We start from the raw sequence: 26,309 nt of genomic DNA, 5'->3' as shown, positions 1-26,309 counted from the left end.
CCTCACACGTGTTCGGGCGTGCGGCCGGGAACCGGCAGCGCGTTTCCCGCGGCGGTGGCGCGTTTCGCGCCGCGCGCCAGCTCCCGCCGCATGTCCCGCACGTACGGTTCGAATTCGATCTGGATGGTGTGCCGGGGCGAGTCGTAGTAGCGCCCCGACCTGGCCGACTCCGCGGACCGCATGGCCGCCCGCATCTCCTCCGCGGGCGGCAGGTGGTAGCGGCCGGTCAGATAGGCGGCGACCAGCTTGCTCTGCTGCTCGGCGAAGTTCACCAGCGTGGGCAGCGGCTGGGCCAGCCCGAGGAAGAACAGGTTGTCGATGCCGGGCTTCACCATCTGCTTGAACAGCGGGAAGCGATTGTCGCTGTCGGGCAGCAGTTCCGGATCGGAGAAGAACGGGAAGGAGATGCGGTAACCGGTGGCGCAGACGATCACGTCCACCTCCTCGGCGCTGCCGTCGGCGAAGCGCACCCGCGAACCTTCCAGCGCGGTGATCGCGGGCTTGAACGTGACGTCGCCGCAGCCCGCGCGGTGCAGGAACTCCTCGCTCGCCGATGGATGCGCCTCGAAGGGCAGGTGGTCGGGCTTGGGCAGGCCGTAGTCCTCCATGTTGCCGCGGAATTTGCGGACGAAACGCTGCTTGAGTTTCAGGCCCAGCTTCGGCGGCATCCACCGTGGCATCGAGCGTTTGTCGCCGACCTTGCCGTTGACGTACTTCGGCAGTACCCAGACTCCGCGCCGGGCGGAGACGTAGAGCTTCGTCGCGATGAACCGCTGCGACAGCTCGGAGGCGATGTCCAGGCCCGAGTTGCCCATGCCGACCACCACGACGCGCTTGCCGCGCATGTCGACCGGGTCGAACGGGTCGTTGTAGGCGTGGCTGTGCAGCAGCGTGCCGTCGAATTCGCCCGGGTAGTCCGGAAGGCGGGGATCCCAGTGGTGCCCGTTGCAGACGATGAGCGCGTCGTAGTCCTTGGTGCTCCCGTCGCTCGTGCTGATCAGCCAGCGGCCGTCCGTCCCGCGCTCGGCCGCGGTCACCCTGGTGCCGAACACGATCCGGTCGCGGATGCCGAAATGGTCGACGTAGTCGCGGAAGTACTGGAACAGCTGCGAATGGTGGGGAAAGTCCGGCCACTCGTCGGGCGCCGGATAGTCCTCGAAGGCCAGGCGGAACTTGGACGTGTCGATGTGCAGGCTCTGGTAGCACGCCGACATGCCGTTGGGGTTCTTGAAGTACCAGTTGCCCCCGACTTCGTCGGACGCTTCGTAGCAGTCGAACGGTATGCCGTAATCGTTCAGGCGTTTGGCGGCGGTGATCCCGGAGGGACCCGCCCCGATCACGCAGACGCGGGGGAGTGCGGTTGACGTCATTCACTGTCCTCGTGCTGGAGGCCGTCGTCGGTGACGGCCGAACCGTCCGGTGCGGCTCACGCGCCGGAGTGACGTAGGCAACAAAGTAACACTCGGTAGACATAGTGTCTAGTGAGTGACGCACTGTCCATCGCTCCCGTTCCCGCGTAGACTCGGGCGGCGTCAACCGCACGTCAGTCCCTCTTTTCACGGATACGAGGTACCTGTTCACCATGCGTACGAACGCGAGCGCGAACCTGCGGGACGAGCAGAAGCAGCAGACCAGGGTCCGGCTGATGGAGGGCGCCAAGGAGCTGTTCGCCACCCGCGGCTACGCGGCGGTGCGGGTGGACGACATCGTCGCTGCCGTCGGTTGCAGCCGCGCCACGTTCTACCTGCACTTCGCGGGGAAACAAGAGATCCTGCGCGCGATCGCCCAGCAGGGCACCCTGTCTACCGTGCTGCACTCCTATCAGGACCTCGATCGGGTGCTGGAGACCGGTTCGCGCGCCGAGTTCGCCCGTTGGATGACCCGCGCCATCGAGTGGTTCCACCAATACAAAGACCTGCTGCCCGCCTGGGACGAGGCGACCGCGCTGGAACCGGAGTTTCGCGAGATCGCCCGCGACGGCATCCTCGCATTGCCCAACGCGATGACCGCCTACCTGGCGGCGTGGCCCGCCGACCGGCGCGACGAGGCGCGGTTGCGCGTGGAATTGCTCGTCGCGCAACTGGAGCGGTTCTTCACCCGATGGGCGATGCAGGGCACCATCGACGTCTCGGTGGAGCAAGCCGTCGAAGTGCTCACCGACATCTGGTTTCCGGCGCTGCGCGCGCCGACGGACGCGAGTTGAGCGGGCTTGTTCGGCACAGTCGACCTTCCTGGGCGGGCCAGTCGGTGACGTCGGGTCGGCTGAGGTGCGAGAAGGCCTCCAGCACTGGTTTTCTCGCATAGGACGCCGAAGCGTTGTGGTCTGTGGGGGCTGTCCGCAGGGTGACGGCATGTGTTGCCCACTGTTCGCTGGATGCGTGAACGGTGTCGTCCGCCGCCCCTATTCGACGGTGGCCCGCGAATCTGTCGGCGTCGTGCGGCATCATCTGTGCACGCAGCCAACCACGAAATCGCTCGGAGTTACCCATGTCGTCCCCACGAACCAAACCGCAGCCCTTGTCGGACAGCGAGATTCAACAGATCGCCGCGGACATAGCCGGTGGCAGCCCGCCCATGGTGTGGTTCACCTCCGCCGCGGTCGGCGTGCCGGAGGGGCGCTCGGGCAAGGTGATCGCGCTCGGCGACCCTGCCGACGGTGACTTCCTCCAGGTCCGGCCGACCGGATCGAAGGATGTACTGTCCTTCTCTCCCACCGAGGTGACCTTGACCAAGCCGCCGCGAGGGGCGGCGGGCGCCACCGCCCAGCAGAAGTCGACAACACGGAAGGAATCCCCTGTGACGCAGTCGTCGACCACGACGAGCACCACGACCGAGCCCGCGCGGCCGAGCGCACCCGCGCCCGCGGCCACCCCGAAGCCCGCGGCGGCCGCGGAAGCGAGTCGAGCCGACAGCGCGGCCAAGCAGGCCGCGGCGCCCAAACCGGCCAAAGCGGCCGCCGCCCGCAAGGCCAAGGCGCCCGAGGTCACCGTGACGCTCACCGGCACCGCCGACGGCGAGTGGTCCATCGACGTGGTCAGCGGGAAGAAGCGCACCCTGCGCGGTCTTCCGGTGGCCGGTTCCACGGTGGCGCAGGCGGCGAAGATCCTGCATCCGGAGGTCGCCGAGGTGGTCGCGGGCGTCCTGGACGCGTTGCGCGGGGTGCAGGAGGCCAAGGTGCAGCAGTTACAGGCCGAGCTCGAGGAGGCCAAGCGCCTGCTGAACGAGCTGAGCGACTGAGTCAGACCGCGGGACTGGCGGATCGGGCAGCCGTGCGCCAGATCCGTCGCTCAGTGCCGGGAGGCGTGTGCCGCACGTCGTCGTGGAACGCGTAACCGAGCGAGTACTGCTTCGCGTGGTACATGGCCGCGTCCGCGTCCCGGAGCAGGCCGTGCACGTCGGTGTCCGAGCTGCGTGGACCGACGCACGCCACGCCGACGCTCGCGGTGATCGGTATCTCCCCGGCGCTCAGCCCGAACGGCCGGACGAACGCGCCGAGCAGCCGTTCGGCCAGCACGGCGGCCTCCGGCCGGGCGAGCCGGGCGAGCACGACGAATTCGTCGCCGCCGTAGCGGGTCACCACGTCCTCGTGGCGCGCGACTCGCCGGATCCGGCCGGCCGCCGTCGAGATGAGTTCGTCGCCGACGGCGTGCCCGTAGCTGTCGTTGACCCGCTTGAAGCCGTCGAGGTCGATGAACAGCAGCGAGATCGGTTGCTCGGCCCACTGTTCGCCGCGCTGCCGCAGCGCGCGCAGCAGTGCGGCTCGATTCAGCAATCCGGTGAGTATGTCGTGGTCGGCCTGGTACTGCGCGCGCCGCTCGCTGCGGGCGCTGCGCACGATGGCGCGCTCGCTGCGCACCAGCATGCCGATCAGCAGTAACCCGAACAGCGACGACACCACCACGCGATCGAGCGGGCGCAGGCTCGACCCGACCACCGGCACCAGTGAGGCCACGATCAGCGCGATCGCGATGAGGCTGGCGCGCTGCCTGGAGTGGTGTGGGTGGATGCGCCGTGGCGTGCCGAGCGCGGTCATGGTCGGGTGCAGCGCCGCGGCGCCCACGGTGGCGTAGGCGGCGAGCAGGGGAGCCAGCAGCACTTCACGCCCGAACACGGTCGCGCCCGCGGTCTCCAGGCTGTAGCCCAAGTCGCCGAGCAGCACCGCGACGAGTCCGGCGTGCAGCAACCACAGCGAGGTCTCCGCGCGCGTTGAGGTCGCCATGGAGTGCGCCACCAAGGTCAGCAGCAGCGCGTCGAGTACCGGGTAGGTCGCCGCCAACAGCGCGTCCAGCCCGGTCGCGGTGGATTGCAGGATCGGGGAGATGAGGAAGGTCCAGGAGGCGAGCAGCGCGCCGAGCCCGATCAGGGCCGAGTCCAGGAGCAGGTCGTAGTCGCCGTGCACTTGGCGCGGCCACAACCAGATCAGCGCCGCGAGCCCGACGCCGAGATAACCCAGCAGAGTGAACGCGTCGTCGAGCGGATGGACCGCGTGGTCGCCGATGTCGCGCAGCGTGGTGCCGGTGGCGAACAGCACCGCCGAGCCGGACAGCAGATACCACGGCAACGGGTGCGCGGGCCGGTGCGTGCGCACGCCGACCGCGATCATGGCGAGGGTCGCGCCGACGATGATCGTCATCGTCACGAACGCCGCCACGTGCGAGTCCACCGCCAGATGGACCGCGATCGCGGCCGCGCTTCCCCCCAGAAGTACCGGGTACCAGCCCGATCCGATGCCGCGCGGACGGCTGGTCTGTGGCTGTTCACTTGGTGTCATCAGCCCCCCTTGGTCGCTCCATCCCCGGTGAACCGGGCCGCGTAATAGATCTGTGAATCCTCCACCGCGACTTCGACGTTCGCCTGTTCGTCGAGCACCGCCCTGATGCTGTCGGCGAACGAGAACCGAGTGTTGTTGTACGAGCAGATGTCCCAACCGACCGCAGCGCGCTCGGCAACCAATATCTGGACAACTGATTTGATCATGGCATGGAACGCCGCCCCTTGGCGGGCACTTGGCGCAACAAGGGTGAAACCCGCGTAGTAGATCGCGTCGCGCGCCGCGTGTTCGGGATAGCGGGCCGCGAAATAGTCCGGGCTGATCCACGGCACGGTCTCCAGATGCCTGGTCAGCGTGGTGACGCCGATCGGCTCGCCGTCGGCGTGCGCCACGTACTTCTGCACGCGGGGATCCACCATCTCCTCCCGGAACTCCTCCGGGTGCAGCACCTGCCGTGCGATGGCCTTCGCGCGCAACGGGCCGAACGCCTCCTCGTACAGGCGATGGAACATCGCGATCCGTTCCTCCGGAATCGCCGCCTCGACGGTCACGGTGATCTCGCTCATCGCGGGCCCCACGGAATGGTGTGATACGCGGCGAGGACCAGCGCGCACGCCGGGTCACCGTCGGAGGTGGCGTCCACGGTGCACAACTGGACGGGGCCGAAGCCGTCGCCGCGGTGGCGGGTCATGTCCGCCAGGCTGGCGCGGATCAGGGCGTCGACTTCGTCGCTGGTGTCGGCCTCGTGCTCGACGAACAACCCCGCGCCGGAGCCGTCGTCGCGCAGCGCCCAGCCGATGCCCGCCGCGGCGGTCGCGCCGCGTTCGCAGGCGTGCCGCACCGCGTAGACGCAGTACAGCCGGTCACCCCACGGTATCGGCTTGCGTACCCGGCCGATCCGTTCGACGGTGGCGCGCGGCGGGATGACCGACGACAACCGGATCAGGTTCGCCTCACCCACGCCGAGATCGCGCAGCGCCGCGTCGAACGCCGACATGGCGGTCGGTCCCGCGCCGGTCGCCGCGCCGATCTCGATCGTCAGCGGCGCCGGGAACGTCCGCTCCAGCGGCGGCCGCAGCCGATCCGGGCGAGGCCGCGCGCGTAGGTCGCCGCGTGAGGCGTCGTGAATCATGGTGCCCTCCCGATCCGCCGCGGCCGCCAGATTTCGCAGGCCGGACTTGCGTCGAATTCGACTCTGCGGCACGAACGCCGATCCCGCAGCCGACCGGGCCGAAAACGATGTCCGGGCGGCGTGTCTCGTACCCTGGCACCGACCGGGACAGCGAGGAGCGAGTGTGCGGACATGGGTGGCGCCGGGGCGGGTCAACATCATCGGTGAGCACACCGACTACAACGACGGCTACGTCCTGCCGATCGCGTTGCCGCTGGTGGCGCGGTGTACGGCGGCGCCGCACACGGACGGGCTGGTGCGGGTCGGCTCGCGGCAGCGGCCCGGCGAGCCGGTGCTCGTCGCGGTGTCCGACCTCGAAGGCGCGCGGGCGCGGGTGCCTGGTTGGTCGCGCTATCCGCTCGGCGTGGTCGCCGAGTTCACCCGGCGCGGACACCGGATCCCCGGCGTGGATCTCGACCTCGACGGCGCGGTGCCGATCGGCGCGGGCCTGTCGTCCTCGGCGGCGCTGTCCTGCGCGGTGGCCATCGCGCTGCGTGATCTGTTCGCGCCGGGCCTGACCGATCGCACGCTGATCGACATGGCCCGCGCCGCCGAGAACGACTACGTCGGCGCGCCGACCGGCTTGCTCGACCAATCGGCCGCGATGTTGTGCACCGCCGGGCACGCGCTGCTGCTGGACGTGCGGGCATTCGCCGCCGACACCGCCGCGCCGCGCGGCGTCGAGCAGATCCCTTTCGATCTCGGCGCTTTCGAGCTGGAACTCCTTGTCGTCGACACCGGCCAGCCGCACGAACTGGCCGACGGCCGCTACGCCGAGCGCCGCGCGGAATGCGCTGCGGCGGCCGAGGCACTCGGCGTCGAGACCTTGCGCGACGTGGCGTCGGCGACGGACACCACCCGGATCGCCGACGACGTGCTGCGTCGGCGCGCCCGGCATGTGGTGACGGAGAACGCCAGAGTGGTCGCAGTTGCCGAAAAATTGCGGGAAGGGCTCGACCCGCGTGGAATCGGCCCGGTGCTCACCGCCGGACACGTCTCGCTGCGGGACGACTTCGAGGTGTCCACTCCGGCCCTCGACGCGGCGGTCGACGCCGCGCTGGCGGCCGGGTCGCACGGCGCGCGGATGGTCGGCGGCGGATTCGGCGGCAGCGTCATCGCGCTCGTCGACCGGGACCGCACCGCGGCGGTGGCGGAGTCGGTGCGGCAGCGTTTCGCCGACGCGGATCTCCCCGATCCGCGCACTTTCGTGGTGGTCCCCGCCCCTGGAGCCCACCGGGTCGACTGAGCGACCGACCGGATTTGTGCGCGAATGTGCCACGCCGTTGGGCATGATCGCGCACAGTGGTGTCTGCCGACACCATTCGGCGGGCGACGAGGAGGTCGCGCGCGCCGGGCAGGACCAGCACGACGCGGCTCTCGCACGACGAACGACCTCGCTCGCCGCCCCGGTTTCACCGCCAGGAGGAACGCTGTGCCGCTCGTCGATTCGTCCGTTCTCGCCGCCGTGCCCGGCCTGCACTCGGCCGCTTCGCCACCGCACCTCGAAGCCGCCGAGACCCTCCGCCTGGACGCGCAGCCCGTCGACTACGCGCTGGTCGCCCTGTATTTCGTGTTCGTGCTCGGCATCGGCCTTCTGGCCAGGCAACGGGTGTCATCCAGCATCGACTTCTTCTTGTCCGGGCGCTCGCTACCGGCCTGGGTGACCGGCCTTGCGTTCATCTCCGCCAACCTCGGCGCGGTGGAGATCATGGGCATGTCCGCCAACGGCGCGGAGTACGGCTTCCCGACCTTCCACTACTTCTGGATCGGGGCGGTGCCCGCCATGCTGTTCCTCGGCGTGGTGATGATGCCGTTCTACTACGGCTCCAAGGTCCGCAGCGTGCCGGAATTCATGCGCCGCCGCTTCGGCACCGGAGCCCATCTGGTGAACGCGCTGAGTTTCGCCGTCGCGCAGATCCTCATCGCCGGGGTCAACCTGTACCTGCTCGGCTCGATCGTGAACGTGCTGCTGGGCTGGCCGCTGTGGGTCTCTGTGATCGTGGCTGCGGTGATCGTGCTGTCCTACATCACCCTCGGCGGTCTGTCCGCGGCGATCTACAACGAAGTGCTCCAGTTCTTCGTCATCGTCGCCGCGTTGCTGCCGCTCACCCTGGTCGGGTTGCACCGGGTCGGGGGATGGGACGGGCTGCGCGACAAAGTGACCGCCTCGCCGGGCGGCGCGGCGCAGCTGGAATCGTGGCCCGGTAACGCGCTCAGCGGATTCTCCAACGATTTCCTGTCGATCCTCGGCATCGTGTTCGGCCTCGGATTCGTGCTGTCGTTCGGGTACTGGACCACGAACTTCGTCGAGGTACAGCGCGCGATGGCGACGCACTCCATCTCCGCGGCGCGGCGCACGCCGATCATCGGCGCGTATCCGAAGATGTTCATCCCGCTGATCGTGGTGATCCCCGGCATGATCAGCGCGGTGCTGGTGCCGCAGATGGCGGAGTACAAGGCGGCGGTGACGGCGAATCCGGACTTCGAGAGCGACACCACCTACAACCAGGCGCTGCTTTACCTGATGAAGGACGTGCTGCCCAACGGCCTGCTGGGTGTGGGGCTGGCAGGCCTGCTCGCCGCGTTCATGGCGGGCATGGCGGCCAACGTCTCCGCGTTCAACACGGTGTTCAGCTACGACCTGTGGCAGCAGTACGTGCGGCGCGACCGCGCGGACGGCTACTACCTCGGCGTGGGCAGGCTGGCCACGATCGGCGCGACCGTGGCCGCGATCTTCACCGCGTTCATCGCCTCCGGGTTCAGCAACATGATGGACTACCTGCAAACCTTGTTCAGCTTCTTCAACGCGCCGCTGTTCGCCACGTTCATCCTCGGCATGTTCTGGAAACGGATGACGCCGACCGCGGGCTGGACCGGTCTGGTCTGCGGAACAGCCTCCGCCATAGTCGTTTTCATCCTGCACGAGACGAAGGTCTTCGAGCTGTCCGGCCAAGGGGCGAGTTTCGTCGCCGCCGGTGTCGCGTTCGTGGTCGACATCCTCGTCAGTGTTCTGGTCACCCAGGTGACCCAGCCGAAACCGGCGGCGGAACTGATCGGGCTGGTTTACTCGGAGACGCCGAAGGAAGTGCGCACCGACCCGGAGGCCGACACGCTGCCCTGGTACCAGCGCCCGGTCCTGCTGGCAGGCATCGCGCTCGTGCTCGTGATCGCGCTCAACATCTTCGTCGGATAAGGAATCGCCGCAATGTTTTTCGATATCCGTACCATCGTCGGCGGGTTGCTCGGCTGCTACGCGATCGTTCTCGTGGTCACCGGCCTGGTGCACGACACCGCCGCCGAGCAGGCCAAGACCGGCGGGGTGAACGTGAACCTGTGGGCCGGGCTCGGCATGGGCGTGGTGGCGGTGGCCTTCGTGGCCTGGGCGCTGCTGCGCCCGGTCCAGGTGCCACCGGAAGCGCGTCCGGCGGACACCGATGAGGAGCGCGACTCCGCCTGACGCGAACGACGCCCCCTGGGAGACCCAGGGGGCGTCGTCATCGCACTGGTCAGACGCCCGGGCTACCGGTTCCGCCGGGCCACGTGCCGGGTGTGCCGGTCCCACCGACACCCGGGCTGCCGGTTCCGCCCGTTCCCGGGGTCCCGGTTCCGCCTGCGCCCGGCATGCCGGTTCCGCCGACGCCGGGCCGGGGAGCCGTGCCGCGTTCGGTCGCGGTGCCGCCGGCGTCCGGACGCGGGATGTCGCCGCGCCACGCGCCGGTCTCGCTGCCCTGATGCTCGATGAATTGCTTGAAGCGCTCCAGGTCACCGTTCACCCGGTGCTTCAGCACACCGAGCTTGTCGGCGACGTTCTCCACGAACCCTTCCGGGTCGACGTCCATCTGTGTGGTCACCCTGGTGTGGGTGTCGTCGAGCCGATGGAACGTGACGACGCCCGCGTGCTTGGGTCCGCTGTCGGACTTCCAGGCGATGCGTTCGTCGGGATGCTGCTCGGTGATGGTCGCGTCGAACTCCCGCGTCGACGGGCCGACATGGACACGCCAGTGCATATGCCGGTCATCGATCTGCTGTACCGCTTCGACACCCTCCATGAACTGCGGAAACGACTCGAACTGCGTCCACTGGTTGTAGGCGGTGCGAACCGGAACCTCGACGTCCACCGTGGCGGCCATTGTGCTCACTTGCTACCCCTTTCCTCGCCCATCCGCGTCTTTCGCGGGTCGGCGTCTCTCGGTTGACAAGCGCTCCCTTGTGGGGCGACTCGGGACATTGGTCGCTTACCCGGGTCGTTGGGGGGCAAACAGAGCGGAATCCTCGTCACACGTGCCGCCCAGCGCCGTCGGACCAGGTCTCCGGCCCGATCAGGCCCATGTTTTCTTCCCGAATCAATTCAGACGAGGACGTCGGCGGCCAATGCGTCCAGCGCGCGTACCGCTGTCGGCTCCAGCGAGCCTTCCCGGTGGTCGCGTCCAGCACGGCGAAAGCGCCTTCGTCCAGCCGCTCGCCGCGCCAGACCGCGACGGCCTTCGAGTGGGGCAAGATGGCCGGTTCCTCGCGCACTTCTATCCGCCAGCCCTTGTTCGCGTCGTACAGCCCGGGCACTGCCAGCTTTGTGTCGGAGGTTCCTGGGTTGCTCTGATCCTCGGGGCTCGAATCGGACTGTCGTTACCGCAGGCAGCCAGCACGCACAGGACGACTGTCCCAGCGAGTACGGACTTCGACTTCAACGAGATGCCCCCTGGTTCAGACAATCCTTCTGGCACAACACAATCGAGGGCTCGCGCGATCGTTTCAGCGGTATTGCCGCCTGGCGTCGGGAAGCGTGGCGGTCTCGGCGACCGCGGCCTCCACCTCCGGCATTTGGTCCTCGACCGCCAGCGAGTCGCCATGCTCCGCCGTTCCCGCCACCGGCCCAGCCAGCCCGCCCCGAGCGTCTCCGGAACCGACGCGCCGCACATCCCGAGCGTGAGAACCACCCGGAATGTGCGAGGACGGCAGGCCCGCGTGTGGTCAGGGTTGAGGACGAACAGATGCCGGATGATCGAGTGAAGGAGGGTTCGAATGAAGAAGGTCGAGATCTTCGACATGCCCGCCCGCAGTGAGAGGCGCGATCCCGAGGCACTGAAAAAGCGCATTCAGGGCTCCAACGGCGGCCGGGACGACGCCTACGGCGCGTACCAGCTCGCCTGCCTGATGGCTGCCACCGAGGCGGAAGAGGACGGCAGCGACGACGAGGCGTGTCTCAGCCAATTCGAAGACGTGCTCCCCGGCTGGCTGAGCCGCCTCGGCTTGAAACTGGACGTCCATGCGTACGGCGTGTGCCACATGTCGGACAACGCGGGCGTCGATCGTGGCGACGCGTCGTCGATCTATTGGACGTTGTCGGGGTTCCGCGACCGCTCCCGAATCTACGAGGCCATCGCCTTCCCGTCCGGCACACCCGCGCCCTCCGGTTCGCTGATGGAGCAATACGACGACTGGTCGCAGAACGCCGCCGCGGTAGCGGAAGAGGAATCCAGCGACTCCGCGCGCTTCTCCGCCTTCGTCGACTCGATGACGGAATACCTGAATTCCTCCGGCAAGAAGTTCCCCGGAACGTCCTTCGGCTACTTCAACAGCGCGGGCAGCGAAATCTACACCCCCAGCATGGAAGAAACCGGAATGCTCTGGAGCGTGGCCCCGCTCGGCTCTTTCGACGGCCACATGTACGAATGCGTCACCGCGCTTCCCAAGTAGGTTCAAGGTCAACGGCGCATGACTGCGGCATTTCGCGAGTAAGCCTCTCCACCATGTGCCGTTGATCTTGAAGGGGGCCAGAACGGTGGGGTGTGGACGGATTCGTTGGTGGGGAGAGTTCGTTCGCTGTGGGAGGGATTGGCTGCGGAACGCAGCAGGATTCCGTCCGGTCTCGGAGGGTTCGCGGAACAGGTTCAGCGGCAGCAGTTGGGGTCGAGGACGAAGCACAGTGCCGATAGGGCGTCGCGGCGGGCTCGGTGGACGGTGTTCATGCCGCGACGTTCCGATTCCACCAGCCCGGCCTTACGCAGTTGGCCGAGGTGATGGCTGACCGTCGACTCCGACAATCCGACCGCCGCGGCGAGATCGCCGCCGTTCTCCTCGTCGGAAGTGCTGGTCAACAGGAGTGACAGCAGCTTCACCCGCGCCGGGTCGGCGATCGCTTTCAACCGCAACGCCACCTCCAGCGCGGCGGCGTCGTCGATCGGCCCGGCCGCGACCGGCGCGCAGCAGACCGGGACGGACATGTCGATCACGGGCAGCGTCTTGGGCATGCGATCGACTCTACCGACTTTGTTGACATATGTCGAAAAGGTGGCAGACTCGGCATCGAACCGGTTCTTCGATATATGTCACACAAGTGGAGGTAGTCATGTCCCGCATCCAACTCGCCCTCAACGTCGACGACATCGACCAAGCCGTGCGGTTCTACTCGACCCTGTTCGGCACCGAACCCGCCAAGCGCAAGCCCGGCTACGCCAACTTCGCCGTCACCGAACCACCCCTGAAACTCGTGCTGATCGAGAACCCCGGCCACGGCGGCAGCGTCAACCACCTCGGCGTCGAAGTCGAAACCTCCGACCGGGTGCACGCCGAGATCGCCCGCCTGTCGGAAGCCGGGTTGTTCACCGAGGAGCAGATCGCCACCACCTGTTGCTTCGCCACGCAGGACAAAGTCTGGGTCACCGCGCCGGACACCGAACGCTGGGAGGTCTACACCGTGCTAGCCGACAGCGAAACCTTCGGTACGGCACCCGAACTCACCGGTGCGGCCACACCTTCCGACGCCGAGGCGGTTCAGGCCTGCTGCGGCACGGCCGAGGAAGCCGCCGCCGAAGGTGCGTGCTGCGGCTCGGCCGCGAAGAAGGAGGCAATCGACTCAGGCGCCACCTGCTGCCGCTGACCCCGGGCGGCGTTCACCAGGTGTTCGCTTGCCTCTGGATTCGATATATATCAATATCGACCTGTGTCGAAACAGGAGTTACCGCTCGTCGGCGTGACCGCACCATCGTGTGAGGTCACGCCGATGATCCGCCAACCGCTGACCGCCGACGCCGCCATCGAGCTGGCCTGCGTCTTCAAAGCGCTGTCGGACCCGGTCCGTTTGCGGCTGCTGTCGGTGGTCGCCGGCCATGCCGGGCGGGAGGCGTGCGTCTGCGACCTGTCGGAAGGCTTCGACGTCAGCCAGCCGACCATTTCCCATCACTTGAAAGTGTTGCGCGAAGCCGGACTGCTCAGCAGCGAGCGTCGCGGGTCGTGGGTGTACTACCGCATCGAACCCGCCGCGCTGCGGCAGTTGTCCCGCCTGCTCGACATCACCGTCTCGGAAGCGGCGCGATGACCGACCTGGCCCGGCGGCTACTGGCCGAATTCCTCGGCACCGCCCTGCTCGTCGCCGTCGTCGTCGGCTCCGGCATCGCTGCCCGGCAACTGTCGCCCGATGACATCGGCGTGCAGCTGCTGGAGAACTCCACCGCCACCGTTCTCGGACTCGCGGTGCTGATCCTGGTCTTCGGGCCGGTGTCGGGCGCACACTTCAATCCCGTTGTCTCCGTGGTGGACTGGCTACTCGGGCGACGCCAAGGCACCGGCCTTTCCGGCCGAGACCTCCCTGGCTACATCGCCGCCCAAACGACCGGAGCCGTCTTCGGAGCGATCCTCGCCAACATCATGTTCGATCGATCCGCGCTGCAGATCTCCACCCACCATCGCGTTACCACCGGCCATGTGATCGCGGAAGTCGTCGCCACGGCCGGACTGATCGCCGTCGTCTTCGGCCTGGCCCGCAGCGGGCGAGCGGCCCTGTCGGCGGCAGCGGTCGGCGCCTACATCGGAGCGGCGTACTGGTTCACCAGTTCCACCTCGTTCGCCAACCCCGCCGTCACCATCGGCCGCGTCTTCTCCGACACCTTCGCCGGAATCGCCCCCGCCTCAGTGCCCGGCTACCTCGCCGCCCAACTCCTCGGCGCACTCATCGGCATGGCCCTCGTCGCCATCCTCTACCCGGCCACCGCCGCCGCCGCCGACAAGGCCGTCATCCCCCGCGACACCATCGACACTCACTGAAAGGCCGCGATGCCAGCCATACCGAGCGTGCTGTTCGTCTGCGTCCACAACGCCGGACGCTCCCAAATGGCCGCCGCCCTGCTCGCCCACCTCGCTCAGGGCGAAGTCGAGGTCCGCTCCGCAGGCTCGGCCCCCGCCGACGAGATCAACCCTGTCGTCGCCGAAGTCATGAACGAGATCGGCATAGACCTCACCAACCGGAAGCCGAAGATCCTGACGCCCGAAGCTGTCGAAGCCTCCGACGTCGTCATCACCATGGGCTGCGGCGACGCATGCCCCTACTACCCCGGAAAACGCTATCTCGATTGGAAGCTCGACGATCCCGCCGGACAAGACCGCGCCACCGTCCGCGCGATCCGCACCGAGATCGAACGGCACGTCCGCGACCTGCTCGCCGAAATCGGTCTTCGGATAACGGATGAAGCGGGGCCCGGCACCGAGTGACACGCTCTCGATGCCGGGCCGGAGATTACTTCAGCGGAGCCGGCATGGGTGCGTTGATCGTGGAGAAGTACATGATCGCCGCGCCGATGGCGACGGGGGCCGTCACCAGGATCTGGCCCGCGACCGTGCCGAGGGCGCCGACGGCGACGATGCCGCCGAGGCAGCCGACGGCGGCGGCCGGAATGAACGGGCCGAACATGCCGACGATGGTGGCGGCGGCGACGGTCGCTCCGGCGATGCCGCCGAGCACGCAGCCCACCGCCGCGCCGCCGATGCCGCCGACCAGGGTTCCGATGGTGGCGCCCATGGAGATGGTGCTGGTCATCCGGGACCAGGCCGCCTGCTCACGGTCGTACTCCGTCTTCCACGGCGCCTTGTCCTCGAACGGCAGGGCGACCGGCTTGTAGACCGCGTGTGCCAGGTCGAACTGGGGGGTCAGCGTCGCGGTGCGGTCGGAAATCTCCGCAGCGATGGGGAATTCGAACTCGTCGACCAGGAAGGTCAACGGCGTGCCCGCGACGACGGTGCCGTCGGCGGCCTTCACCTTCAGCACCTGGTCCTCGACCACAAGCGAGCCGGAATCGATGCTGATGATGCTGGCGGTCTCGGTGGCGTGGGCGGTGAAACCGACGGCCTCGGCGGCCTCCGTGGATGTGGCCTCGACGGACGCGCTGTCCACCGCAGCGACCTCGGGGGCGGCGGAACTCGTGCCCGCGGCGATGCTCACGGCAGCGGTGGTGAACGCGGCGGCCAGGGCTAGTTTCGTGATCTGCATGGGAAATCCTCGGTTTCGAAGGCATGGCGAAGCGACGGCCATACCCGTGACGTTTCGGTAGGTCGTTGGGGTGACGGGCCTTCGCCCGCGAATGTGTGGTTAAGCGGCGGCGCGCATCCGTCCGGCGAGGCCGAGCAGTACGTCGATCGCGAGGAAGGCGAGCAGGCTCAACCCGACCAGCGGGACGAACCAGCCGACCACCAGCACGGCGGTCACCAGCGGCACGACCAGCCAGAGCGAGGTCTTGCGCAACGCGCCGCGTCGCGGGGCGCGGCCCAGCACGAACCGCCCCGTATCGCGGGTCGGCCGCCTGCGCCACCACATCAGGTAGCCGCGCACGATCACGGTGATCAGGCCGATCATCGCCGCGAGCAGCAACAACTGATTGAGCAACCCGAACATCAGCCCCATGTGGAACTGGATGCCCCAGTTGGTGAGCTTGGCCATCAGCGGCCAGTCGGCGTACGGCAGACGGTCGGTGACCGCGCCGGTCGCGCCGTCGACGGCCACGGAGTCGACGGTGTAGGTGCCGGGCATCCGGCGTTCCTTCACCGCGAACGCCTTGCCCGGCGCGGCCGGTACGGCGATCTCGGCCGACTGCGTGATGCCTTCGGCGCGGGCGGTCGCGTAGACCCGATCCAGCTGGGCGATCCGCTCGGCCAGGGCGGCGGGCGCGTGGTCGGCGTGCCCGCCGCCGTGGTGATCGGAACCCGAATCATGGCTCGAGGCAGCGGTTCCGGGCAGCGCGGTGCTGACCGCGGGTGTGGTCCAGCTGAGCTGCTCACGCAGTTCGGTGACGTTCGCACCCGCGTAGGTCGACCAGGTCATGCCGGTCGCCGACAGCAGCAGCGCCAGGGGAAGCACCCACATTCCGACCGCACCGTGCCAGTTCAGGGTGCGGCCTCGCGCGCGCTGCGACCGATCGGCCGCGAACAGCCAGCCCCAGCCGTTGCGGGCCCGTCGGCTGCGCACCCGGCGGACCCAGATGACCAGCCCGGCCAGCGCGACGATCCACAGCCAGGACGCGGCGAGCTCGCTGTAGAGCCGGCCGGGTTCGCCGAGGTGCAGGTCCCGGTGCAACCGATCGATCCAGGTGCGCATCGGCAGCGCACCCGAGCTGCCGTATACGACGGAATCGCCCACCGGCTGCGCGGTGTACGGGTTCACGAACACCGCCCGCCGCTCGGATTCCCCCAGCGACGGCTCGCTGAACAGCACCCGGGTGGTGTCCTCGGCGCCCCCCGCCGGGGCGACGGCGACGAGCTGGAGATCCGGCCGCGTGGCGACGGCCGCGCCGACCTGCTCCGACAGCGGCTTCGGCGTTCCGGTCGCGGTGACCGTCAGCAGGTCGCGCGACGCGATCGACTCGAGCGTCGGCGATATCGCGTAGAGCGCGCCGGTGACGGCGGCGATGAGGATGAACGGCCCGACGAACACTCCCGCGTAGAAGTGCAGCCGCATGGCCAGCGCGTACAAACTGTTACGCGCGGTGGCCCGGCGTGGGCCGGAGGAATCCGACGGCTCCGATAAGTCGGCGTCGGAAATAGTTTCTGTTGTACTCACGATCATTTCGTTTCTGACGGCGGAACCCGGGTGGGACGCAACCTTTTCTGACGGCCGTGGGCACGCGACCGCCGCGGCGACCGTCCTGCGCGGACAGCCGTCGCGGAATCATCTGCGGACGCGTCCATTCGACGGAAGCGCGATCTCGGCACCGCACGGAAGGAAGGTGTGCGATTCGGTGAACGGCGTCGCGTCGGCACGCTCAGGAGTGGGCACGAGAGTGCGCGGCGACGCTGCGCTGCACGAGGAAAGACCGTGACGATGAGCGATACTCACGCCACGCGTGCACCGGGTGTGGAAAGAATTCAGAGAACGACCGCGAGCGGCGGAGCGCGTGTGCGCAGCGCCTCGGTGGCGAAAACACGCAGGACGACCCGGTCACGATGGGCCGTCCGCAAAGGAGCGCGGTCCGCGACGACGGGCGGGGTGTGCCGCACCGGCAGCACCTGGCGCAGCACCGCGGTGCCGATCCGGTAGGCGGCCTCCGCCCCCCGGATCACGATGGCCGCCGCGAATGCCGCGCACACGTGCGCGGCCAGCATGGCCGGGGTCAGCTGGGCATCACCGTGATGCAGGTGTCCCGAGCTGATCCCCATGGTGAAGTGCCCGAGCAACTGCCCGGCGACCAGCGCCGCGACCAGCCCGGACGACGTCTCGCGCAGCGGGGCCAGGCCCGCGACCAGCGCGCCGATCACGGCGGACGCGGCGGCGAGCAGGGCCAGCGCGGTGGTGTCCGGCAGCATGCCGCCGGAAGCCCAGCCGTGCGCCGCGACGGAAATGGCCCCCGAGATCGCACCGGCCGAGCCACCGCGCACCCGCGCGACGGCGCCGCGACGTCCCGCGGCAGACCGGTCGAACTCGTAACTCACCCGCTGATGATAGCGGACCGGTTGCACGCGTCCGACCGCATCAGCAGGCCCCGAAAATACTCAGGCCTCCATGGCGGGCGGCAGGCGCACCGCCAGGAAGACCGTGGACGCGCTCCGCTCAGCCCGCGTCGACCTCCATCTCGATGAGCGGCTTGCGCAGCAGCTTGCCGGTCGCGTTGCGGGGCAACTCGTCGAGGAAGACCACCTCGCGCGGCACCTTGTAGCGGGCGAGATTCGCCTTGACGTAGTCCTTGATCTCCTGCGGATCGCGCTTGCAATCGGGACCGGGAACGACGAACGCGCGCAGCCGCTTGCCGAACTCGCGGTCCTCGACGCCGACGACCGCGGCTTCGAAGATGTCGTCGCGACCGGCGATGAGGTTCTCCACCTCGAGCGGGAAGACGTTCTCGCCGCCGGAGACGATCATGTCGTCGTCGCGGCCGTCGATGTAGAGCAGGCCGTCGGCGTCGAAGTGCCCGACATCGCCGCTGGACATCATGCCGTCGACCATCTCCTTGCCGCGACCGTCGGTGTAGCCGGTGAAGGCGAAGCCGTTGTCCACGAAGATGGTTCCGGTCACGTTCGGCTCGGTGATCGGCTTGCGCTTCTCGTCGAGCAGCACGATCCGGATGCCGACCGGAGCCTTGCCTGCGGTGGTCGGCGCCTTGCGCAGGTCCTCGGGCGTCGCGACGGTCATGACGGCGCACTCGGTGGAGCCGTAGAGGTTGTAGAGGCTGTCGCCGAAGTGGTCCAGCGTGCGGGTCACCACGTCCGGCGCGATGGCCGAGCCCGCCGCGAAGATCACCTTGATGCTGCTGACGTCGTACTTCGCCAGCACGTCCGCATCCAGGTCCAGGATGCGTTGCAGCATGGTGGGCACCACGACCAGCGAATCCGCCCGGTATTTCTCGATGTTCGCCAAGGTCTGCTCGGGATTGAAGCGGCGCTGCTGGAAGACCACCCGGTTGCCCAGCGCGAGACCGAGGGTGAACTGGGACAAGCCGGTGCCGTGGAAGATCGGCGCCGCCATGATCATGGTGCCGTTGGCGGGCAGCGGCACCCGGTCGACGAACTGAGCCGAGGCAAACGGGCTGACCCGGTCGCGCGGGGCCCCTTTCGGGGTGCCGGTGGTGCCGCTGGTCAGGATGACGATGCCGCCGGGCTTGGCCGGGGCGGGCAGCGATGCGCCGGACTGCCCGCTGATCAGCGAATCGACGGTCGGGATCGCCGGATCGGCGTTGTCCTTCTCGTCCACCCAGGTGAGGATGCGCGGGATCGCGGCGGGGATGGCGCTCATCAGGTCGATGAACTCGCTGTCGTGCAGCACCGCCTTGACGTTCTCGCGCTCGGCGACGTCGGCGAACTGCGGCTTGGCGAACCCGGTGTTCATCAGCACGCCGCGCACGCCGAGCTTGCCGGTGGCCAGCAGGCTCAGCACCATGCCGCGGTGGTCGCGCGCCAGGATCGCCACCACGTCACCGGGATTGATGCCTTTGCTCTGCAAGCCGCGGGCCAAGGCGTTGGACTGTTCGTTGAGACCGCCGAAAGTCAGCTCCCCGCGCTCGTCGACGATCGCGACGGCGTGCGGCCTCGTCTGCGCGGCATGCATGACGACACCCGCGAACGGGCCGAACTTCAAGATATTGAACGCCGACCGAGCGGCATGGTCGGGGCGCAGCGGATTGAACAGCCGCCGCTTGACCATCACGTTCACGCCAAGGGCAAGATCGCCAGCCTTGCGGGCGGCGCCGCCCAACGCGGGGAGGGAAAGAGACATCGACGACAACCTTCCGGCGGTATCACCCGGTGATCCTCCGGGTGGTGCGGACCGCAATTTCGATACCCAGTGCTGGTGCTAACACTAGCAAGCTTGTGTAACCGGTTGTGTCATGTATCTCAGCGGACGCTACCCGCTGGTAACGGGCCGGGCGCGGTGGCCCGGCCCGCTGTTCATCAGGCCTTGACCTCGTACTCGACCAGCACGCGGCGCAGCAGTTTGCCGGTGGCGTTCCGCGGCAGGTCATCGAGGAAGACCACCTCGCGCGGCACCTTGTAGCGCGCCAGGTTGTTCTTCACGTACGCCTTGATCTCCTCGCCGTCGGGCGAGGAGCCCGGCTCGGGAACTACGAAGGCGCGCAGGCGCTTGCCGAACTCCACGTCGTCCACGCCGACCACGGCCACGTCGAAGATGTCGGGCCGTTCCAGCAGCAGGTTCTCCACCTCCTGCGGGAAGACGTTCTCGCCGCCGGACACGATCATGTCGTCGTCGCGGCCGTCCACCATGAGCAGGCCGTTCTCGTCGAAGTGGCCGACGTCGCCGCTGGACATGTAGCCGTCGATGATCTGCTTGTGCCTGCCGTCGGTGTAGCCCTCGAACGGAGCGCCGCTGCGGATGAAGATGCGGCCGGTGGTGTTGGTGGCGGTGACGCGCTGGTCGTTGTCGTCGTAGAGCCGAACCTCGCAGGTGATCGGCGCGCGACCGACGGTGCCGGGCGCGAGGGCGAGATCCTCCGGGTTGGCCACCGTCGCCACGGCGCACTCGGTGGAGCCGTAGAGGTTGTAGAGCACCGGACCGAACGCCTCGGTGGCCTTGATCGTCAGTTCCGGCGACAGCGCCGAACCGGCCAGCACGATCGACTTCAGCGAGGACGTGTCGTATTTCGCCCGGATCGCCGGATCGAGTTCGACCATCCGGTGCAGCATCGTCGGCACCGCCACCAGCATGTCGGCCTTGTGCTCGGCGACCAGGGCGAGCGTGGCCTCGGCGTCGAACCGGCGGCGCACCACGACCTTGTTGGCCAGCGCCGCGCCGACCAGCCAGGTGGCCAGTCCGGTGCTGTGGAAGATCGGCGAGACGATCACCTGAGTGCCGCGCTGCGGGAACGGGATGCGGTCGACCATCTGCGCCGTCGACAGCGGAGTGACCTTGGTGCGCGGAGCGCCCTTCGGCAGGCCGGTGGTGCCGCTGGTCAGGATGATGAAGCCACCGGGCTTGCTCGGCGCGGGCAGCGGCTCGGCGGAGTTGGCGGCCACCAGGTCGTCGAGCGTCTGCGCACCCTCGGGGAGTGTGGCGCCCTCGTCGACCCAGGTGATGTAGCGCGGCAAGTCGGCGGGCAACGCGTCGAGCAGGCCGAGGAACTCGCTGTCGTGCAGCACCGCCTTGACCTTCTCGCGGGCGCACACCTCGGCGAACTGCGGCTTCGCGAATCCGGTGTTCATCAACGCGACTCGCACGCCGAGCTTGCCCGCGGCGGCCATGGCGATGATGAGCCCGCGGTGGTCGCGCGCGAGCACGCCGATCACCTGGCCTTCGGAGATGCCCGCCGCTTGCAGGCCGCGCGCGACGGCCGTCGACCGGTCGTCCAGTTCGCGGTAGGTCAGGGCGCCCGCCTCGTCCACGATGCCCGGAGCGTCCGGCGCCACGCGCGCGGAGTGCCGGATCAGCGTGGCCTGCGGGCCGAGGATGCGCGACTCCTTCATCGTCCGCAGTGTCTCCAGCGGCTTCCGGGGATCGGTGACACCCCGGCTGCGCAGCACACCCAGCGCCTTCACGGCCTCCAGCGTGTGGGCCAAATTCATGTCGAACAACCTCCACAAAACCCTCGCGTCGGTCCTCGACCTAGCGAACCGGTACGGCGTGTGACTTGACACCGTAGCAGTGCGGAGTGTGACAGGTCACAACAGAAACGGACAAACCCGTCTCGGTTCGGTCGCGGCCACCGCAGGTGAGAGCGGTCGCCGGTCCGATTTCGGTCTTTTCGCCCGCCGTTACCGGCCGGTAGCGCTACCCTCGCAACGTCTCGAGACCGCTCGAAGGGAGACGCGGCCAATGTCCGATCCGAAGGACCGTGCACCGTTCATCGACATTCCCGGCGATCTGCCCGGTATCCGCGGCCTGTTCGCTTTCAAGCCCGAAACCGGAACGGCGCTCAGCGAATTCGCGCAGACCCTGTTGCGTGGGTCGTCCCCGCTGACGCCGGGGGAGCGCGAAACCATCGCCGCGTACGTGTCGTCGCGCAACCAGACCTACTTCTGCACCCAGTCGCACGCGGCGACCGCGGCAGCGCTGGTCGACGGCGGTCGCGAGCTGATCGACGCCGTCATCGAAGACGCGGACTCCGCCGCGATCGATCCGAAACTGCGTGCGCTGCTGCGCATCGCGGACAAGGTGCGCCGGTCGGGACTCGAGGTGACCGCGGAGGACGTCGAGAACGCGCGCGCCGCGGGCGCCAAGGACGAGGACATCCACGACGCGGTCCTCATCGCTTCGGCGTTCTGCATGTTCAACCGCTATGTGGACGGCCTGGCGACGGTCGCGCCCAAGGAGCGGGCGACCTACGAGCAGATCGGTGGGATGCTCGCCACCGCCGGATACGTGGCCGCCGGAGTGCCGCCGGAATCAGCGGCGAGCGCTGGCCAGGGCGACGAGTAAGGGCACCACCCGGGCGGTGGGCACCTCGAATCGCCCGCGCCCCGCGGTGTGCAGCCAGCCGACGGCGGCCAGTTGCCGCAAGTGCTGATAGATCTGGCCGGAGTCGCCGACACCGTCCACTCCGGCCAGTTCGGCCGCGGTTCGCCGCCCGCCCATGATCTCGCGCAGCAGCCGCAGCCGCACCGGGCTGCCCAACGCCGCAAGGCATTCCGCCGTCTCGGCCCAGTCGTCCTCGATGAGGTCGCCGGTGGTGAACCGGGCCTGCCACTCGCGCTGCTGGTCGTTGGGCAAACGGACCGACCCGGCGAAGACCACGCCGCCGTCGGGCTCGTCGGCCGCGGCGAACTCGTCCCGCAGACGAGCCACCGCCCACTGCTCGGCGCCCGGCGGGAGATCTTCGGGGCGAATTCTTTCTTCCAGCGCGCTGAGCCGCCGTTCCAACTCGGCGACTCGGTCTTCCAGGCTCACGAACCCAAAAGCTACGGAATTCCATAACTTCCGACAAACCGATGGCCCCGGCTCCCGTGGCGGCGGGAGCCGGGGCCTTTCGTACTCAGTTGTAGACGGCGCCGAACGACGGAACCGAGATGGTGCCCAACCGGTAGGCGTACCCATCCGGGTTCATGTCGCTGACGGGCACCGACCAACGATGCCACAGCGATCCGTACACCGCGGCGACCACCGGGCCCGCGCCGGTGTCCAGGGCGCGGCTGCGAATGGTGGTGTCCACCGGAACGTCGTTGTGTTCGTAGAGCAGTTCGGTGCCGCTGCGCCCGTTGGCCAGGTTGATCCACAGCGCCTCGAGCTTCGCGCCGCCCTGGTTCGGCGAGATGGTGCCGGGGCCGCCGAAGAACCCGATGCGGAATCCGTCCATCCCGAGGGCGATTCCCGATCCGTACACGCCCGGCCCCTCACCGCGTCCGATATCCGACTGCGCCGGAACCTGGAACGGCTGGGCGGGCAAGGCGACCTGACCTGCCTTCGCGAGCTGTCCGGAGGCGATCAGCCGATCCACCGCCTGCTCCGCCGCCGGATTACCGGCCGCGGCGGTCCGCAGTTGCTGCGCGGCGGCGGACCAATCGACCGCGGCGGGTTGGGCGGCGGCGTGTCCGGCGAAGGGCGCTGTCAACACTGCCGAGGCGGCCAAAGCGGTGGCGAGGCGACGCGTGAAACTCAGTCGTTGCATAACCAGTTCTCCTTGAAGTTTGCTGGTACTGCTCGAGTGAAGATACGTCCGCTGATTCGTCGATCCAGCGACTCAGGGCGATAGGCTGCCTCGGCCGGGGCGCGTCTGTCCAGGGATGAACGCGGATTGGCGTGATCGTGTCATTGACACATCGATGCAGCGGCCTGCCCGTCGACAGCAGCCGCGGTGGTTGTCCTCGTCGTCGGACATCGCGAAGGGAACCGGCCGCGGTCGTCGCCATCATCGCGGGTCTCTTCCAAGGAGCGGTTCGGCGCACTTCCGATAAAACCATTCCGTTTGATCTGCGCAGGCGTAGTGTGGAGTTCTCGAGGTGACCGCCGAATTCGCGGCGGCGGCGATCGTGTCTTCGCGGTACGCCACCCAGTCGGGTGCCATCGATCGCGAGTGAGCGGAGAACCCCGGAATGTATCGAAGTAACCGACCCTCATCTGACCTGTTCAGCCATCGGAGCGAGCCGGTCGATACCAGCGCGCCGATGCCGGGCGCGGTCGATCTGCCCGTATTCAGCGACGCTGTCGCCGCAACTCCTGCCATGGCGACCGACGAAACGACGCAGGCCGCAGGCGGGTGACCGATGGATCCGGCGGCCAGGGCATGGGATCTCGGTTACGCCGCGGGTTGGCGGCTGGTGCGCGCCCTGCCGGAACCACTGGCCGTCCGCCTCTTCGATGTGGGAGCCGAACGCGCGGCTCAGAACGGCGGACCGAACCAATTGCGCCGGAACCTTTCTCGGGTCCTGGGCACCGCGCCGGAGGATGTGCCGCAGCCGCTGGTCCTGGCGAGCCTGCGCTCCTATGCCCGGTACTGGCGCGAAGCCTTCCGGCTGCCGTCGATGGACCCGCTGAGCCTGGCCGACGCCATCGAATCCTCGGCGACCGGACTCGAACACATCCACCGGGCGGTCGAACGCGGCACCGGAGCCGTGCTCGCCCTGCCGCACAGCGGTAATTGGGACCTGGCGGGGGTCTGGCTGGTGCAGCGCGTCGGCTCGCCGACCGTGGTCGCGGAGCGGCTCGCGCCGGAATCGTTGTTCCGGCGCTTCGTTCGTTTCCGTGAACGCTTGGGCTTCGAGATCATCCCCCTCACCGGCACCGCGACGCCGCCGTTCCCGCAGTTGCTCGCCCGGATCCGGCAGGGGCGGATAGTCGGGTTACTCGGGGAACGCGACTTGTCCGGTACGGGCGTACCGGTCACTTTCTTCGGTGAGCAGGCTCGGCTGCCGGCCGGTCCGGCTCGGCTGGCCATCGACACCGGCGCGCCACTTCTCCCCGTGCACTGCTGGTACACCCCCGACGGCTGGGGATTCCGCGTGGATCCACCTATCGACACCAGCCGTGGAGTGCGTGAGACCACCCAGGCGCTGGCCGATCGATTCGCGGCGGGAATCACCGCCCACCCCGCCGACTGGCACATGCTCCAGCCCCTCTGGACAGCCGACGTCACCGCCGCCCGGCTCGCTCGCCGAAACCCGGACTGAAACGCTCGGCGGTGCCCAAGTCAGCGAGCGAACGCGCTGATACGAGGGGGCGTCTCAGTCGCCGGGCAGCCCCCACGCGAATCCAGCGGCTATCACGAAACAACTGACGATCGAAATGAGAACGATGCTCCACATGGGGGCGAAGAGTACGGAACCCGCGGGGCGAAATCCATAGCTACGCATCACTGAAAGTGTTCGGGGACACGTCATTCGCCTACTGGCGGCGGAGAGAACGAAAATCCGGTGCGAGTCCGAGAAGCTCGCACCGGATTCCGTTGTCGACCGTCTAGCGCGGCGTCACTTCAGCTCGGCGCTGGTCTTGCCCAGCACCCGGCGGGCGACGATGAGCTGCTGGATCTGCTGGGTGCCTTCGAAGATGTCCAGGATCTTCGAGTCGCGGCCCCACTTCTCCAACAGCGTTCGCTGCGAGTAGCCGATGGCGCCGGCCAGTTCGACGGCTTTGAGGGTGACGTCGGTGCCGGTGCGGCCCGCCTTCGCCTTGGACATGGACGCCTCGAGCGAGTTGGGCTTCTTGTTGTCGGCCATCCACGCGGCGCGCAGGGCGAGCAGGTAGGCGGACTCGTAATCGGCTTCCATCCGCAGGAACTCGGCCGCTGCGGCGTGCTGGTTGTTCGCGGGGGTGTCGTAGGAGATCTCCACACCCGCCGCGGTCAGGATCGAGCGCAGTTCTTCCAGCGCGGCGCGGGCCACGCCGATCGCCATCGCGGCGACGAGCGGTCGGGTGTTGTCGAAGGTCTGCATGACCCCGGCGAAACCCTTCTCCACGTTGACTTCCGGGCTGCCGAGGATGTTGTCCTTCGGGATCCGGCAGTCCTGCAACAGCAGCACGGCGGTGTCGGAGGCCTTGATGCCGAGCTTGTGCTCGAGCCGCGCCACCGACAGGCCGGGAGCGTCACGCGGCACGACGAACGACTTGATCGCCGCGCGGCCGAGGCTTTTGTCCACCGTCGCCCACACCACGATGTGGGTCGAGCGCTGACCCGCGGTGACGAAGATCTTCTCGCCGTTGAGCACCCACTCGTCGCCGTCGAGCACGGCGGTGGTGGACACGGCGGCGGAATCGGAGCCGAAGGACGGCTCGGTGATCGCCATCGAGGCCCACACCTTGCCGAAGCGCTTCAGCTGCTCGTCGGTGGCGACGGCGGCGATGGCCGCGTTGCCCAGGCCCTGGTAAGGGATCGACAGCATGAGGCCGACGTCGCCCCACGAGGTCTCCAGCGCGTTCAACAGCGCGGACATGTTGCCGCCGTTGGTGTTACCGAGCAGCTCGGTGGCGTGGCGGTCGCCCTCGCTGTCATCCGAGCGGCCACCGGCGGCGCCGCCGATCTTCTGGGTGCCGGAGTCGGCCAAGCCCTCGACCATGGCGGCCATGGTGTCCAGCTCGACCGGGTAGTCGTGCTCGGCGAGGTCGTACTTGCGCGAGATCGGGCGGAAGATCTCCTGCGCGACCTGGTGCGCCTGGTTCGCGCTGGCCCGCAGCTTCTTGGGGAGTTCGAGGTTGATCATGTTGTGAGGTCTCCTGGAAAACGGAACGGGCCG

At 68.2% G+C, this 26,309-nt stretch carries 27 protein-coding genes and 1 pseudogene; 12 read left to right on the top strand and 16 right to left on the bottom strand.

Annotation, left to right across the window (positions count from 1 at the left end):
• Positions 1–2: 2 nt before the first annotated feature.
• Complete coding sequence (locus tag ACL03I_RS11585) at positions 3–1,370, bottom strand: flavin-containing monooxygenase (protein WP_355077897.1); 1,368 nt, start codon at positions 1,368–1,370, stop codon at positions 3–5.
• A gap of 212 nt (positions 1,371–1,582) precedes the next feature.
• Here ACL03I_RS11585 and ACL03I_RS11580 point away from each other — a divergent pair, with 212 nt between their 5' ends.
• Both ACL03I_RS11580 and ACL03I_RS11575 read left to right on the top strand, forming a co-directional pair.
• Positions 1,583–2,203 carry a TetR/AcrR family transcriptional regulator gene (locus ACL03I_RS11580; protein WP_355077896.1) on the top strand — a complete coding sequence of 207 codons (621 nt, stop codon included), beginning with the start codon at positions 1,583–1,585 and terminating at the stop codon, positions 2,201–2,203.
• A 284-nt stretch (positions 2,204–2,487) separates the two neighbouring features.
• Positions 2,488–3,237 (top strand): DUF6319 family protein, encoded by a 750-nt coding sequence (locus ACL03I_RS11575; protein ID WP_355077895.1) that lies wholly within the window; start codon positions 2,488–2,490, stop codon positions 3,235–3,237.
• Between the two features lies 1 nt (position 3,238).
• On the opposite strand, the gene ACL03I_RS11570 is transcribed toward ACL03I_RS11575, so the two are convergent.
• Genes ACL03I_RS11570 through ACL03I_RS11560 form a run of 3 tightly spaced genes read right to left on the bottom strand, consistent with a single transcriptional unit; the run spans position 3,239 to position 5,903 of the window.
• Positions 3,239–4,771: a diguanylate cyclase domain-containing protein gene (locus ACL03I_RS11570; protein WP_412805868.1), complete on the bottom strand. Its 1,533-nt coding sequence runs from the start codon at positions 4,769–4,771 to the stop codon at positions 3,239–3,241.
• Complete coding sequence (locus tag ACL03I_RS11565; RefSeq protein ID WP_355077893.1) at positions 4,771–5,337, bottom strand: hypothetical protein; 567 nt, start codon at positions 5,335–5,337, stop codon at positions 4,771–4,773. The genes ACL03I_RS11570 and ACL03I_RS11565 overlap by 1 nt, the downstream gene beginning before the upstream one ends.
• Positions 5,334–5,903, bottom strand: a complete 570-nt coding sequence (locus ACL03I_RS11560) for a pyruvoyl-dependent arginine decarboxylase (RefSeq protein ID WP_355077892.1) — start codon at positions 5,901–5,903, stop codon at positions 5,334–5,336. Before ACL03I_RS11560 ends, ACL03I_RS11565 begins: the two co-directional genes overlap by 4 nt.
• Positions 5,904–6,066: 163 nt before the next feature.
• Here ACL03I_RS11560 and galK point away from each other — a divergent pair, with 163 nt between their 5' ends.
• The 3 genes from galK (at position 6,067) to ACL03I_RS11545 (ending at position 9,399) form a co-directional block, all read left to right on the top strand.
• Entirely contained in the window at positions 6,067–7,188 is a 1,122-nt protein-coding gene (galK, locus tag ACL03I_RS11555) for a galactokinase (protein WP_412805867.1), read from the top strand.
• Between the two features lie 228 nt (positions 7,189–7,416).
• Positions 7,417–9,135 carry a sodium:solute symporter family protein gene (locus ACL03I_RS11550; RefSeq protein WP_355077926.1) on the top strand — a complete coding sequence of 573 codons (1,719 nt, stop codon included), beginning with the start codon at positions 7,417–7,419 and terminating at the stop codon, positions 9,133–9,135.
• A 12-nt stretch (positions 9,136–9,147) separates the two neighbouring features.
• Positions 9,148–9,399 (top strand): hypothetical protein, encoded by a 252-nt coding sequence (locus ACL03I_RS11545; RefSeq protein WP_355077890.1) that lies wholly within the window; start codon positions 9,148–9,150, stop codon positions 9,397–9,399.
• A 226-nt stretch (positions 9,400–9,625) separates the two neighbouring features.
• Here the strand turns inward: ACL03I_RS11545 and ACL03I_RS11540 are convergent.
• The 3 genes and pseudogenes from ACL03I_RS11540 to ACL03I_RS11530 all read right to left on the bottom strand — a co-directional run.
• A pseudogene (locus tag ACL03I_RS11540) lies at positions 9,626–10,081 on the bottom strand (SRPBCC family protein); the annotation flags it as partial.
• 136 nt (positions 10,082–10,217) lie between these two features.
• Positions 10,218–10,502, bottom strand: a complete 285-nt coding sequence (locus tag ACL03I_RS11535) for a hypothetical protein (protein WP_412805866.1) — start codon at positions 10,500–10,502, stop codon at positions 10,218–10,220.
• Positions 10,503–10,691: 189 nt separating this feature from the next.
• Positions 10,692–10,856, bottom strand: coding sequence for a hypothetical protein (locus ACL03I_RS11530; protein WP_412805865.1), 165 nt, complete (start codon positions 10,854–10,856; stop codon positions 10,692–10,694).
• Positions 10,857–10,961: 105 nt separating this feature from the next.
• Here ACL03I_RS11530 and ACL03I_RS11525 point away from each other — a divergent pair, with 105 nt between their 5' ends.
• Positions 10,962–11,636, top strand: a complete 675-nt coding sequence (locus tag ACL03I_RS11525) for a hypothetical protein (protein WP_412805864.1) — start codon at positions 10,962–10,964, stop codon at positions 11,634–11,636.
• A 194-nt stretch (positions 11,637–11,830) separates the two neighbouring features.
• Here the strand turns inward: ACL03I_RS11525 and ACL03I_RS11520 are convergent, their stop codons facing one another.
• Positions 11,831–12,190, bottom strand: a complete 360-nt coding sequence (locus ACL03I_RS11520) for an Rv2640c family ArsR-like transcriptional regulator (RefSeq protein ID WP_412805863.1) — start codon at positions 12,188–12,190, stop codon at positions 11,831–11,833.
• A gap of 98 nt (positions 12,191–12,288) precedes the next feature.
• On the opposite strand from ACL03I_RS11520, the gene ACL03I_RS11515 reads away from it, so the two are divergent.
• The 4 genes from ACL03I_RS11515 (at position 12,289) to ACL03I_RS11500 (ending at position 14,426) form a co-directional block, all read left to right on the top strand.
• Complete coding sequence (locus tag ACL03I_RS11515) at positions 12,289–12,819, top strand: ArsI/CadI family heavy metal resistance metalloenzyme (protein WP_355077886.1); 531 nt, start codon at positions 12,289–12,291, stop codon at positions 12,817–12,819.
• Positions 12,820–12,882: 63 nt separating this feature from the next.
• Complete coding sequence (locus ACL03I_RS11510) at positions 12,883–13,257, top strand: ArsR/SmtB family transcription factor (RefSeq protein ID WP_412805862.1); 375 nt, start codon at positions 12,883–12,885, stop codon at positions 13,255–13,257.
• The gene (locus ACL03I_RS11505) at positions 13,254–13,982 is read left to right on the top strand and encodes an MIP/aquaporin family protein (RefSeq protein ID WP_355077885.1); all 729 of its coding nucleotides are present in this window, start codon (positions 13,254–13,256) and stop codon (positions 13,980–13,982) included. The genes ACL03I_RS11510 and ACL03I_RS11505 overlap by 4 nt, the downstream gene beginning before the upstream one ends.
• Positions 13,983–13,991: 9 nt before the next feature.
• Positions 13,992–14,426, top strand: a complete 435-nt coding sequence (locus ACL03I_RS11500) for an arsenate reductase ArsC (RefSeq protein ID WP_412805861.1) — start codon at positions 13,992–13,994, stop codon at positions 14,424–14,426.
• A 25-nt stretch (positions 14,427–14,451) separates the two neighbouring features.
• Here the strand turns inward: ACL03I_RS11500 and ACL03I_RS11495 are convergent, their stop codons facing one another.
• From ACL03I_RS11495 to ACL03I_RS11475, 5 genes are all read right to left on the bottom strand, one after another.
• Positions 14,452–15,201: a hypothetical protein gene (locus ACL03I_RS11495; RefSeq protein ID WP_355077883.1), complete on the bottom strand. Its 750-nt coding sequence runs from the start codon at positions 15,199–15,201 to the stop codon at positions 14,452–14,454.
• A 99-nt stretch (positions 15,202–15,300) separates the two neighbouring features.
• Positions 15,301–16,770, bottom strand: coding sequence for a PepSY-associated TM helix domain-containing protein (locus ACL03I_RS11490; RefSeq protein ID WP_412805860.1), 1,470 nt, complete (start codon positions 16,768–16,770; stop codon positions 15,301–15,303).
• A gap of 299 nt (positions 16,771–17,069) precedes the next feature.
• On the bottom strand, positions 17,070–17,633 hold the full coding sequence (locus ACL03I_RS11485; RefSeq protein ID WP_355077881.1) for a hypothetical protein: 564 nt from the start codon (positions 17,631–17,633) through the stop codon (positions 17,070–17,072).
• Positions 17,634–17,751: 118 nt separating this feature from the next.
• Entirely contained in the window at positions 17,752–19,410 is a 1,659-nt protein-coding gene (locus ACL03I_RS11480; RefSeq protein WP_355077880.1) for an acyl-CoA synthetase, read from the bottom strand.
• 176 nt (positions 19,411–19,586) lie between these two features.
• Positions 19,587–21,212 (bottom strand): acyl-CoA synthetase, encoded by a 1,626-nt coding sequence (locus ACL03I_RS11475; protein ID WP_355077879.1) that lies wholly within the window; start codon positions 21,210–21,212, stop codon positions 19,587–19,589.
• Between the two features lie 250 nt (positions 21,213–21,462).
• Between ACL03I_RS11475 and ACL03I_RS11470 the strand changes: the two genes are divergently transcribed.
• A complete protein-coding gene (locus tag ACL03I_RS11470) occupies positions 21,463–22,065 on the top strand; it encodes a carboxymuconolactone decarboxylase family protein (protein WP_355077878.1) in 603 nt (200 codons plus the stop codon).
• Here ACL03I_RS11470 and ACL03I_RS11465 read toward each other — a convergent pair.
• Both ACL03I_RS11465 and ACL03I_RS11460 read right to left on the bottom strand, forming a co-directional pair.
• On the bottom strand, positions 22,033–22,533 hold the full coding sequence (locus ACL03I_RS11465) for an ArsR/SmtB family transcription factor (RefSeq protein WP_355077877.1): 501 nt from the start codon (positions 22,531–22,533) through the stop codon (positions 22,033–22,035). The genes ACL03I_RS11470 and ACL03I_RS11465 overlap by 33 nt on opposite strands.
• A gap of 85 nt (positions 22,534–22,618) precedes the next feature.
• On the bottom strand, positions 22,619–23,251 hold the full coding sequence (locus tag ACL03I_RS11460; protein ID WP_355077876.1) for a hypothetical protein: 633 nt from the start codon (positions 23,249–23,251) through the stop codon (positions 22,619–22,621).
• A 595-nt stretch (positions 23,252–23,846) separates the two neighbouring features.
• On the opposite strand from ACL03I_RS11460, the gene ACL03I_RS11455 reads away from it, so the two are divergent.
• Positions 23,847–24,749, top strand: coding sequence for a phosphatidylinositol mannoside acyltransferase (locus ACL03I_RS11455; RefSeq protein WP_412805859.1), 903 nt, complete (start codon positions 23,847–23,849; stop codon positions 24,747–24,749).
• Between the two features lie 297 nt (positions 24,750–25,046).
• Here ACL03I_RS11455 and ACL03I_RS11450 read toward each other — a convergent pair whose 3' ends face one another.
• Positions 25,047–26,276: an acyl-CoA dehydrogenase family protein gene (locus ACL03I_RS11450; protein ID WP_355077874.1), complete on the bottom strand. Its 1,230-nt coding sequence runs from the start codon at positions 26,274–26,276 to the stop codon at positions 25,047–25,049.
• Positions 26,277–26,309: the final 33 nt, after the last annotated feature.

Source organism: Nocardia sichangensis (assembly GCF_047200615.1).
GTDB classification, from domain to species: domain Bacteria; phylum Actinomycetota; class Actinomycetes; order Mycobacteriales; family Mycobacteriaceae; genus Nocardia; species Nocardia sichangensis.
This window is presented reverse-complemented; position numbering and strand designations above follow the sequence as displayed.